General features: G+C 39.9%; 12 protein-coding genes. 1 reads left to right on the top strand and 11 read right to left on the bottom strand.

Annotated elements, in window-relative coordinates; genetic code table 11:
* The coding region (locus QZ562_RS16420) for a Na+/H+ antiporter NhaC family protein (protein ID WP_293762475.1) at positions 1 to 516 on the top strand (516 nt) is incomplete at its 5' end.
* A gap of 280 nt (positions 517 to 796) precedes the next feature.
* On the opposite strand, the gene QZ562_RS16425 is transcribed toward QZ562_RS16420, so the two are convergent.
* From QZ562_RS16425 to QZ562_RS16475, 11 genes are all read right to left on the bottom strand, one after another.
* Positions 797 to 1,006, bottom strand: a complete 210-nt coding sequence (locus tag QZ562_RS16425) for a DUF1653 domain-containing protein (protein ID WP_293762478.1) — start codon at positions 1,004 to 1,006, stop codon at positions 797 to 799.
* Positions 1,007 to 1,038: 32 nt separating this feature from the next.
* Entirely contained in the window at positions 1,039 to 2,208 is a 1,170-nt protein-coding gene (locus QZ562_RS16430) for an MFS transporter (RefSeq protein ID WP_363315374.1), read from the bottom strand.
* 73 nt (positions 2,209 to 2,281) lie between these two features.
* Complete coding sequence (gene dinB / locus QZ562_RS16435; protein ID WP_293762484.1) at positions 2,282 to 3,343, bottom strand: DNA polymerase IV; 1,062 nt, start codon at positions 3,341 to 3,343, stop codon at positions 2,282 to 2,284.
* A gap of 130 nt (positions 3,344 to 3,473) precedes the next feature.
* Positions 3,474 to 3,707, bottom strand: a complete 234-nt coding sequence (gene nqrM / locus QZ562_RS16440; RefSeq protein WP_293762487.1) for a (Na+)-NQR maturation NqrM — start codon at positions 3,705 to 3,707, stop codon at positions 3,474 to 3,476.
* Between the two features lie 39 nt (positions 3,708 to 3,746).
* A complete protein-coding gene (locus QZ562_RS16445; RefSeq protein WP_293762508.1) occupies positions 3,747 to 4,712 on the bottom strand; it encodes an FAD:protein FMN transferase in 966 nt (321 codons plus the stop codon).
* Positions 4,713 to 4,839: 127 nt separating this feature from the next.
* Positions 4,840 to 6,072 (bottom strand): NADH:ubiquinone reductase (Na(+)-transporting) subunit F, encoded by a 1,233-nt coding sequence (gene nqrF / locus QZ562_RS16450; protein WP_293762489.1) that lies wholly within the window; start codon positions 6,070 to 6,072, stop codon positions 4,840 to 4,842.
* Positions 6,073 to 6,095: 23 nt separating this feature from the next.
* Positions 6,096 to 6,704 (bottom strand): NADH:ubiquinone reductase (Na(+)-transporting) subunit E, encoded by a 609-nt coding sequence (gene nqrE / locus QZ562_RS16455; protein WP_293762494.1) that lies wholly within the window; start codon positions 6,702 to 6,704, stop codon positions 6,096 to 6,098.
* 3 nt (positions 6,705 to 6,707) lie between these two features.
* The gene (locus QZ562_RS16460) at positions 6,708 to 7,340 is read right to left on the bottom strand and encodes an NADH:ubiquinone reductase (Na(+)-transporting) subunit D (RefSeq protein WP_293762497.1); all 633 of its coding nucleotides are present in this window, start codon (positions 7,338 to 7,340) and stop codon (positions 6,708 to 6,710) included.
* Positions 7,341 to 7,352: 12 nt separating this feature from the next.
* Entirely contained in the window at positions 7,353 to 8,111 is a 759-nt protein-coding gene (locus tag QZ562_RS16465) for a Na(+)-translocating NADH-quinone reductase subunit C (protein WP_293762499.1), read from the bottom strand.
* Complete coding sequence (locus tag QZ562_RS16470) at positions 8,101 to 9,321, bottom strand: NADH:ubiquinone reductase (Na(+)-transporting) subunit B (RefSeq protein WP_293762510.1); 1,221 nt, start codon at positions 9,319 to 9,321, stop codon at positions 8,101 to 8,103. The genes QZ562_RS16465 and QZ562_RS16470 overlap by 11 nt, the downstream gene beginning before the upstream one ends.
* A gap of 2 nt (positions 9,322 to 9,323) precedes the next feature.
* Entirely contained in the window at positions 9,324 to 10,664 is a 1,341-nt protein-coding gene (locus QZ562_RS16475) for a Na(+)-translocating NADH-quinone reductase subunit A (RefSeq protein WP_293762505.1), read from the bottom strand.
* Between the last annotated feature and the right edge of the window lie 299 nt (positions 10,665 to 10,963).

Here is a 10,963-nt window from a genome sequence, read left to right on the forward strand (position 1 = left end):
GGTATGTCACGTAAACAATTGTTAGAGTGCTTTGGAAATGGCTTAAAAGGATTGGTGGTTACTTCGGTCATATTAATGTTTGCCTTAACCATAGGTGTGCTAAGCAAACAGTTGGGTGGATGGATTTATTTGGTTGAATCTTTGGGCGAACACATTCCATATTGGTGTTTACCCATAATCTTACAACTTATGACCATGGTTATCGCGTTTTCAACCGGTACCAGTTGGGGCACATACGCCATCGCTTTTCCCTTAGGTTTGCCTCTGGCATGGACTATTGCCCAGAGCCAGGGCTTAGATAATCCCGAACTGTTTATGATGGTCTGTTTTGCAACTATTTTAAATGGCAGTGTATACGGTGACCAATGCTCACCTATCTCAGACACTACTATTTTGAGCTCTATGACAACAGGTTGCGACTTAATGGATCATGTGAAGTCGCAGATCGTGCCAGCAACCTATGCGGCGCTCTTCGCTGGTTTTTTGTGGACTGCTACCGTTTTGCTTTTCGCTTAACAGTAATATTTATTCAACTTCGATCCATCTCTGTTTGTGGTCACTTTTTTGAAGTTCAGGCTTGAAGGGGGTCGAACATCAAACTTATGTATAGCCAACTTTTTCTAGACAAAAAAATTGTCTTAAATTTGGCTCATGTAACTCATGTAATCTAATCTGATATAGTTCAAACAATGCTAAAAACGTATTAAAAACTGTGATGTAAGGTTCAAATTAGAAATTAACAGTATGATAATCATCTCATTATTTAAATTCACACTTTAGGTTTGTCTGTAAATACTCAGCTAATATACTCAAACCTTAGCTGTGTTTCGCCGTCAACCTGTACTGTTTCAATGAACATACTTAAAGGCCTAACCCATAAACTTTTTGCACCGTAAAGAGGGCGATAAACGACTAATTCGGTTTCATCTTCCGAATGTATAGCTACACCAATCACTTCATATTCATTACCTTTATAATGACGGTAACGTCCTATTCTTAATGACATAATTACTCCTAGCTGTTTAAGATTTGTTAATGTTATGCGGTATAGTGTTTTTGTCTGTTTTGTTGCCATGTAATTACTATCAATTGAACCGCAATAATCGCAAAGCTAGCAATCAATAAACCGCGCCAATCAATTAGATTGAGAAATACGCCTGCACTTAGTGCCGCAGTAGCTTGACAACCAAATACTAAAAATTCATTCAAACCTTGGACTTTAAATCTTTCATTAGGTTGATAGCTCTGTGATAATAAAACGGTGCCGCCAACAAATAAAAAATTCCATCCAATACCTAATAAAACCAATGCGCACCAATAACTTAACCATTCGCTGCCTGTTAGTGCAATGATGATAGTGGCGGTATAGGTGGTTAAGCCTAAGGTGATAATATTTGAAGTACCTAACTTACTGATTAACCATCCACTAAATAGTGATGGAAAAAACATCGCAAAAATATGACTTTGGATCACCCATTTTGTATCTTGCAAAGAATAAGTCTCGTGAACATGCATATGCAATGGTGTTGCTGTCATGATAAAACTCATCAAAGCGTAACCTACCACCGATGCGGAAACGGCAAGTATGAATACTGGCTGACGTGTTATGACACTTAATTTTCGTCCGCTAAGCGAAGAATCCTCTGTAAGAATGTGAGTATTGTCAATTTGAGTAAATAGCAAGCTGCACAATAACAATAAAGCGGCTGTTAAATAAAATCCTCCGACAAAGTCTTGGTCCGAAAAAAATTGACCAAGAGTCACTAATTCTGGGCCCAAGATAGCGGCAACTAATCCGCCCAACAATACAGTGGAAGCGGCTTTAGGTATCAACTCAACGTTGACTGATTCCATGGCTGCAAATCGTATTTGTTGAATTGCAGACATCATCAAACCCAATAAAAAAGCAGATAATACTACCCCCCAAAAGCTATTATTGGCAATGCTTGCAGCGGCTAACAGTGCCACTAGCGACCCTAGAACAGTTGACATAATGAAAACTGGTTTTCTACCAAAGTGCTGCATTAAACGTGTGATAGGTACCACACCACAAGCAGTGCCTACAATACTCATGGCTAAAGGAAGAGTTGACCATTTTGGCTCTGGTGTAAGTTGGGCACCTAAAACACCGCCTGCAAGAACCAGCATAGTGCCTGCACTCAAAGCTAAAGCTTGGATTAAAGTTAATAACCAAACGTTATTGGGCATTTTTTGCACAAATCAATTTCCTTGTTATCTTGATGTAGAAATATCTGTGCTTAGTGTAACTATTTACAGGATTTTATTCTTCGGAAGATGAAAACAAAAAAGCTAACTGCTTTGTTTCTTCAGCTTCTGCTAAAGCAACATGAAGCCCCACCAATCTAATGCCCCTATTAGCCTGGCGCGAAAGACCCTCAGATAATAGCTTAAGAAAGTACTGTTTATCTAATACCTGACATCTATGCTCAACGGTTGTTTGTTGGAAATCACAAAACTTGAGCTTTATGCCCTGACTCTGAATGTTAGCTTGAGACTTTTTTAGTCGTTGCTCTAATAAGGGGAAAAGATTGTTAATCATTTTGACACATTCATCCCGTGAGTGAATGTCTTCAGCTAAAGTTCTTTCTACTCCTACTGATTTGCGTTGTCTGGCAAGGCTTAGGTTGCGGTCATCTAATCCATGGCTTCTATCCCATATCACTAAACCAAACTTACCAAACCGTTTGATTAAGTCTTCAAAAGGAAACTGGCGTACATCAGCACAGCTATAAAGTCCCATATTATTTAACTTAGTAAGTGTGACTTTACCGACGCCCGGGATTTTCCCAAGGGGTAATGCAACCACAAAGGCATCTAATTTATCCGGTGTAATGACGCAGATGCCATTGGGCTTATTTTCATCACTGGCAATTTTGGCAACAAATTTACAAGGTGCAACTCCTGCTGAAGCAGTGAGTTGTGTTTCTTCAAATATGGTTCGTCTTATATCTTCGGCAATTAAGGTAGCGCTACCCGAGAACAAGGTACAATCAGACACATCTAAATAGGCTTCGTCTAATGAAAGGGGTTCTACCTTGTCTGTGTATCTGCTGAATATTTCGCGTATCTGTAGGGATATTTCACTGTATAAAGCCATCCTGCCCGGGGCTAACACTAATTCAGGACATAGCTTCAAGGCGTGAGCCGTGGCCATCGCTGATCGTACGCCATAGGTTCGAGCTTGATAATTACAGGTCGATATTACACCGCGCCTATCAGTACTTCCGCCGATGGCAAGTGGCACATTCCGATATTCTGGGTTGTCTCGCATCTCAACGGCTGCGTAATAACAGTCCATATCGATGTGAATGATTTTGCGCAAATAATAAGCCAACAATTCACTGTATATATAATCAGCATTTTGCCGGAATATTAAAATATATCAATGTAAAAACGTCATAATAGCTAACGTTTTCATTAGTTTTCATTAGTTTTGATTTATTTGAATTGGATTAAAGAATTTGGTCCTTTTTCCATTGATTTAGTTTAGCTTCTCTAGCTTGAACTTTTTCTAGTCGCATTTTCTTTCTATCACAAGGTTCTGGACAATCACAAGCTTTAGCTATGCCTAGAGCGCCTAATCCCCCACAACTGCCAGCAATGGTTTTTTGTTGAAATATATAGCCTACCGACATGGCGACTACTACGACTATAAAAAATATAAATGCAAAAATAAAGGTACTCAAACCTGTCTCCAAAAAAATCGATATCAACGTGGTGTGGTTTTAATGAACAATGACATGTTGCTCAAATTTAGAACTAGTATACTCGGTAAAACCGTCCTTTTCTTTAGTAATTAGTAACACTGCTATACCGTCCTTTTCTGCCAATTCTAATGCTTTTTCTTTACCCATCACATTCAGTGCTGTTGCCAAACCATCGGCTGTCATAGAGGAAGCATGAATCACCGTGACAGACACTAGATTATGTTTAATGGGATAACCAGTGGTTGGATTGATTAAGTGTGAATAGCGAACTCCATTTTGCTCATAGTAGTTACGATAGTCCCCTGATGTAGCGACTGCATTGTCACCAACGCTAATAATTTTTTGTATTGAACGTTGTTCCGTTTCGGGCTTTTCGATGGCAATTTTCCATGGTTTACCCGAGGCTTTTTGACCAGCTAATCGCATCTCGCCACCTATTTCTACAAGGTAGTTGTTTATGCTGAAGGTCTGTAATAGTTCTGCAAGCTTGTCAACAGCGTAACCTTTAGCAATAGTTGATAAATCTATATATAGGTCAGGATGGCTTTTACTGGCCCAAGTTGTCCCAATCTTTAATTTGTCTAATCCAACTTTTTGTCGTGTTGTGTCAATCAATTTTTCAGTTGGAACTTTCTCCGGACGATTTTGTGGACCAAATCCCCAAAGATTGACCAATGGTCCTATCGTTACATCTAACAATCCAGCACTCATAACACCCAAACGTTTTGCTTCAATTAATACATCCAAAGTTTGTGCTGACATAGGAAAAGGCTCAACGCTCCTCCACTGATTAAACCTGCTTAGTTCAGAATCTTTGATATAGGTCGACATTAATTGATTGATATTGAGTAAAGATTGGTCAATCTCTCGTTTTAATTTTTGCTGTTCTACGCCATCTACAGATACAAACTTTACATTATATGTGGTTCCCATTGTTGGGCCTGATATGTATGTTTCTTGGTTTTTAGGCGATGAGCAAGCCATTAGGATTGTAAAAATAATAACAATCAAAATTCTGATGTTAAAAATCGTTTGCATACTTTATTTCGAACCTATAGAAAAAAGGGACATATAGCCCCTTTAAAAAATTAATATTAATACTGCGTTAAGGTTATCCGCCGAAGTCATCTAACATGATGTTCTCGTCTTCCACACCTAATTCTTTAAGCATATTAATAACAGCCGCATTCATCATGGGTGGTCCGCACATGTAGAACTCACAATCTTCAGGAGCTGGATGGTCCTTTAGATAATTTTTCAACAATACGTTATGAATAAAGCCTGTGTCACCTTCCCAATTATCTTCAGGCTGAGGGTCCGATAAGGCAACATGCCATTTAAAATTATCGTTCTCTTTTTGCAACATATCGAAATCTTCTACGTAAAACATTTCGCGCAAAGATCTAGCCCCGTACCAAAATGTAATTGGACGTGTGGTATTTATTCTGCGTAATTGGTCAAATATGTGCGAACGCATTGGTGCCATACCTGCACCACCACCAACAAATACCATCTCAGCAGGGCTCTCTTTTGCGTAGAACTCACCAAATGGACCTGAAATAGTTGCTTTATCACCTTCTTTCAAGCTCCATATATAAGAAGACATCTTCCCTGCTGGTAACGTAAGGTTGTTAGGTGGCGGTGAAGCGACTCGCACATTCAACATAATAATACCTGCTTCTTCAGGATAATTAGCCATTGAATAAGCCCGAATAGTTTCATCTTCAACTTTTGACTCAATATTGAAGAAACCAAACCTTTCCCAATCACCTCGGTACTCTTCAGGAATATCAAAATCTTTGTACTTAACATGATGAGGTGGCGCTTCAATTTGAATATAACCACCCGCTCGGAAAGGAACACTCTCGCCATTAGGTATCTTTAAGACAAGCTCTTTGATGAAAGTGGCTTTGTTATCATTTGAAACAACTTCACAATCCCACTTTTTGATTCCAAAAATTTCTTCTTCTAACTCAATGTCCATATTTTCTTTAATAGATACCTGACAAGATAATCGACAGCCTTGCTTAGCCTCTTTTTTGCTAATATGGTCTACCTCAGTTGGTAGGAGTTCTCCACCACCGGCTTTGATATCGACACGGCATTGGCCACATGTGCCTCCACCGCCACAAGCTGAAGAAACAAATATACCAGCGTTGGCCAAAGCGCCTAAAAGCTTGTCACCCGGCTGAGCTGTGATGGATGCTTCAGCACCACCATTAATTGTAATGGTTATTTCACCTTCTGGTACCAATTTAGATTTTGCAAACATGATGATAAACACTAACGCTAAAACTATGGCGATAAACATTCCCACACCAAGATAAATTTCATTCGGATTCATTTAATTATTCCTCAAAGTGTCGTTTACAGTGCAATGCCGGTAAATGATTGGAAACCAAGTGCCATCAATCCAGTAATCATAAATACTGAACCCAAACCTCGTATACCTTCCGGCATGTCTGCATATTTAAGTTTTTCACGAACCGCGGCAAGTAAGGTGATCGCTATCGCCCAACCTAATCCACTACCTATACCGTAAACAATACTTTCACTGAAGTTATATTCGCGTTGTATTGCGAATGCAACACCACCAAAAATCGCACAATTTACTGTGATAAGGGGCAAGAAAATCCCAAGTGCGTTATATAATGCAGGAAAAAACTTATCTAACGTCATTTCCAATATTTGCACCAATGCAGCTATTACGCCTATAAAAGTCAAAAAGCTCAAAAAGCTTAAATCTGCTTCTGGGAAACCAGCCCAGTCAAGTGCTCCCGGCGCTAAGATATTTACGAATATCACCTGATTAACAGGCACCGAAATTCCTAAAACGACTATAACCGCAACACCTAAACCCATAGCGGTCTTGACTTTTTTGGATACGGCCAAAAAAGTACACATACCTAAGAATAGTGACAAAGCCATGTTTTCAATAAAAACAGATTTTACAAAAATACTAATATAATGTTCCATGAATTATCCCTTTGGCTCGACTTGAGCTGGACGTATAGTTCTGATTGCCCAGATTAGGCCTCCAATCAAAAAGAATGAGCTGAAAGGTAAAATCAGTAAACCATTACCCTGATACCAGCCTCCATCTTGAACTAAAGGTAATATTTCAAAACCTAACAACGTACCAAAACCGAATAACTCTTTGATAGTTCCGATAATGATTAACACCATGGAATAACCAATGCCGTTACCAAGACCATCGAGGAAAGACATAAATGGTGGACTTTTCATAGCGTAGGCTTCTGCACGTCCCATAACGATACAGTTGGTAATAATTAAACCAACAAACACCGAAAGCTGCTTCGATATCTCGTATGAGTAAGCTTTCAACACTTGGTCAACTACAATTACCAAAGAGGCAATAATAGTCATCTGAATAATAATCCTTACGCTCGAGGGTATATGATTTCGAATAAGTGAGATAAACAAGTTAGAAAACGCCGTTACTGTGGTCAATGCCAGCGACATAACCAAGGCGGTTTCTAATTTGGTAGTGATTGCCAAGGCTGAGCAAACGCCCAGCACTTGCAATGCTATTGGGTTATTGTTTAAGACTGGTCCAAACAAGACCTTTTTCATTTCTTTAATTTCAGTCATTGTGTGAATCCCTTACGATTTCCAAGTCTGATTTTTAAGATATGGCCCGAAGCCATTCTTACCCGCCCAGTAAGTCAATGTGTTTTCCACACCGTTACTGGTTAGTGTAGCGCCTGAAAGCGCATCAACTGCGTACTGGTCGCTCGAGTTATCACCTTTGTTAACTTCAATAGCTACTTCGCCATCATCAAACAACTTTTTACCGTTCCATTTAGCTTTCCAGCTAGGGTTTTGTATCTCACCGCCCAAACCTGGAGTCTCTTTGTGTTGATAATAAATCAGTTCGCGTACGGTATTTCCATCGGCATCAATCGCTAAGAGCCCATACATCAAGTCCCATAGGCCGCTACCATGGACTGGCAGTACCAATCGAGTGACTTTTCCTACAGCATTTTTGACTAAATAAATATTTGCAATGCTGGCTCGTTGTTTAAAACCTACATTATTGTCATTGACTTCAACTGAAAACTTAGGATTTTTGGCCTCTTTATACATGTCGTAACCATCTTTTGGCTCATCTACATACTCGCCTGTTTCAAGGTTAATAAAGCGTTCTTCAATAAACTTATCAAACGTTCCAGAAATGTCACCAGCAGCTACGTCTATCAATCCTGCTGCTTCGACAATGTTTGATTGCTTGTCTATTGCCGCGTTAGTTTCTTGTAAGTCACGTAAGCCAACAGCTGCGCTTGATACAATAATTGAGCAAACTAAACATACAGCAACCACAACACCTACGGTTTTACCAAGCGTTTCTTTTTTAGCCGACACGTGCGATCCTCCGTTTTATATTGCTTTGGGCAACAAAATAATCGAACAAAGGTGCCCACAAGTTAGCGAACAGTATTGCTAACATAATACCTTCAGGAAAAGCCGGATTCAGAACACGGATCATTACCGTCATGCAACCAATTAAAATACCATAAGCCCATTTCCCTTGATTTGTAAATGCTGCTGACACAGGGTCGGTTGCCATGAAGAACATACCAAAGGCCATACCTCCGATCACCATGTGCCAGTACCAAGGCATAGCAAACATCGGATTAGATGCACTTCCTACAAGATTTAAGAGGCTTGAAAACAGGAATACACCTAAAGCCACACCTAACACAATTCGCCATGAAGCTATTCGCATATAGATAATAAATAGCCCACCGATTAAGATAGCTAACGACGACACTTCGCCCATAGAACCTTGAATGTTACCCAAAAATGCGTCAAACCAATCAGCATTTAGGCTCCAATCAGTAACAGAACCATTGGCCGCTTGGCTTAGCCACGTTGCGCCTGAATATCCATCTGCAGCTGTCCAAATTGAATCACCTGAAATTTGTGCAGGGTAAGCAAAATACAAAAATGCACGACCAGACAATGCTGGATTTAAAAAGTTACGTCCAGTACCACCAAATATCTCTTTCGCTATAACAATGCCAAAAGTAATACCTAAAGCTGCTTGCCATAGAGGAATGGTGGCAGGAAGAGTAAGCGAGAATAAAACTGAAGTAACAAAAAATCCTTCGTTAATTTCATGTTTTCTTACAGAAGCAAATAACACTTCCCAAAATCCACCTACAGCAAATACAGTGGCGTAAACTGGCACAAAGAAACAAGCTCCATATAACATCAAGCCAATCCAGCTAGTGTTAGCGTCAAGCTGACCTCCAAGCATCTCAAATAGCCCCGCTTGCCAGAATGCGGTGGCTGTATCAGCCCAAACTGCGCCTTCTGTAACTATAGCGTTCTGTGCTTGTTGTCCAATGTTAAACATGCCAAAGAACATGGCTGGGAAGGTTGCCATCCACACAAAGATCATAATTCGTTTTAAATCGATACTGTCTTTTACGTGAGTGTTCGCCTTGGTAACTGTTCCAGGCGTATAAAAAATGGTCGCTGCCGCTTCATACAAGGCATAAAATTTTTCATATTTTCCACCCGCTTCAAAATTAGGTTCGATTTTTTCTAAATATACTTTTAAGCCCATCATTAACCCTCCTTCTCAATCTGATCTAAACATTCTCGCAGGATCGGCCCATAGTTATATTTGCCAGGGCAAACATAAGTACATAGTGCTAAATCTTCTTCGTCTAACTCCAAACAGCCCAGAGTTTGAGCGCTATCTGTATCGCCAGAAATGATGTCTCTCAATAGTAAAGTAGGCAAAATGTCTAGCGGCATGATACGTTCATAATTACCTATGGGAACCATAGAACGATCAGAGCCATTTGTTGTGGTAGTCATGCCAAATAGTTTTTTAGGACTGAAGTGACCAAAATAAGCACGCGTCACTGAGTGTTGGTTAACACCTGGTTTAATCCAACCAAACAATTCTTTTTCACGACCTTCGCGCAAAATAGACACTTGATTGTGAAACCTACCTAGATAACCGTGCACACCATGGGCGTGATTACCTTGCAGTACTGAGCCAGACAAAATGCGCATTTCGCCATCATTGGCTTCATTAGCGGTAAGTTCAGCAATATCAGCACCTAACAATGTACGCACCAAGCGTGGATTTTTTGCCTCAGGACCACCCAAAGCCACAACTTTTCGGTTGTCTAATTCACCTGTTGTAAATAAGCTGCCAATTGCTAAAACGTCTTGGTAGCCTACATGCCATACTTTTTTACCTTGTCCTACTGCATCTAGGTAATGTATGTGCGTTCCCACTAGACCTGCAGGGTGAACCCCAGAAAACTCGTTCACTTCAACATTGGCATCGCCAGTAGTAACGTCAGCTCCAGGTGCTTTGTTAACGTACACTTTACCATCTGTTAGACGGCTGATAACCTGCAAACCAGTAGTAAAATCTTCACTACGCTCAGCAATAATTATCTGAGGATCAGCAGCCAAAGGGCTGGTATCCATCACACTAACAAATATTGAATGTGGTTTTGAGTCAAGTGCGGGAGATTTGCTAAAAGGACGGGTTCTAAAAGCCGTCCACATACCAGAATCAACTAAATTCTCTTGTATTTTAGCCGTATCTAATGTCGCAAGTTCGGTCGTATTATATTTAGCAAATACTTCACTTTCATCACCTTCAACCTGGATCACCACAGATTGCAAAATACGTTTTGCACCACGATTGACGGCAATAACATTACCAGCTGCGGGAGCGGTGAATTTCACGCCAGGATTCTTTTTATCTTCAAAAAGCATCTGGCCTTTCTTCACTTTATCGCCCTCTTGGACATGCATTGTTGGGCGCATTCCAATATATTCTTCACCCAAAATAGCGACTCTGGTAACAGAGTTTCCATCTTGAATAACTTGTTCTGGCGCTCCCTGAATAGGAAGGTCTAACCCTTTAGTAATTTTTATCATACGCAATAGCACTACTCTAAATTAATACACAGCACCATTAGACTCTTTTACTGCAGTAGTCCATGTGTAAATTAGTAAGAAAAACCTAATGGTGATGAGTATCGTTAATCGATGACTAATTAATAAGCAACAAACATATTATGTAATTTAGCTGCAACTGTGCAGAGGTGTCTGAACTTCATTAAATTAGGTGTTTTACAAAATTGATATACACAAATGCAAAAAACGCCAACGTTCAGAAGGTAATTTTAGCATTATCCTGAGTGTTTCTTCCACGCTATTTGCAGTTAAAGTATATT

This window comes from uncultured Paraglaciecola sp. (genome assembly GCF_913058035.1).
Classification (GTDB): Bacteria; Pseudomonadota; Gammaproteobacteria; order Enterobacterales; family Alteromonadaceae; genus Paraglaciecola.

What these genes read in the sequence shown, in the direction of transcription:
- QZ562_RS16425 (WP_293762478.1), bottom strand. Translation starts at nt 1,006, where the DNA reads ATGTCATTAAGAATAGGACGTTACCGTCATTATAAAGGTAATGAATAT.
- QZ562_RS16430 (WP_363315374.1), bottom strand. Translation starts at nt 2,208, where the DNA reads ATGCCCAATAACGTTTGGTTATTAACTTTAATCCAAGCTTTAGCTTTG.
- QZ562_RS16445 (WP_293762508.1), bottom strand. Translation starts at nt 4,712, where the DNA reads ATGGCTTGCTCATCGCCTAAAAACCAAGAAACATACATATCAGGCCCA.
- nqrF (WP_293762489.1), bottom strand. Translation starts at nt 6,072, where the DNA reads ATGAATCCGAATGAAATTTATCTTGGTGTGGGAATGTTTATCGCCATA.
- nqrE (WP_293762494.1), bottom strand. Translation starts at nt 6,704, where the DNA reads ATGGAACATTATATTAGTATTTTTGTAAAATCTGTTTTTATTGAAAAC.
- QZ562_RS16460 (WP_293762497.1), bottom strand. Translation starts at nt 7,340, where the DNA reads ATGACTGAAATTAAAGAAATGAAAAAGGTCTTGTTTGGACCAGTCTTA.
- QZ562_RS16470 (WP_293762510.1), bottom strand. Translation starts at nt 9,321, where the DNA reads ATGGGCTTAAAAGTATATTTAGAAAAAATCGAACCTAATTTTGAAGCG.
- QZ562_RS16475 (WP_293762505.1), bottom strand. Translation starts at nt 10,664, where the DNA reads ATGATAAAAATTACTAAAGGGTTAGACCTTCCTATTCAGGGAGCGCCA.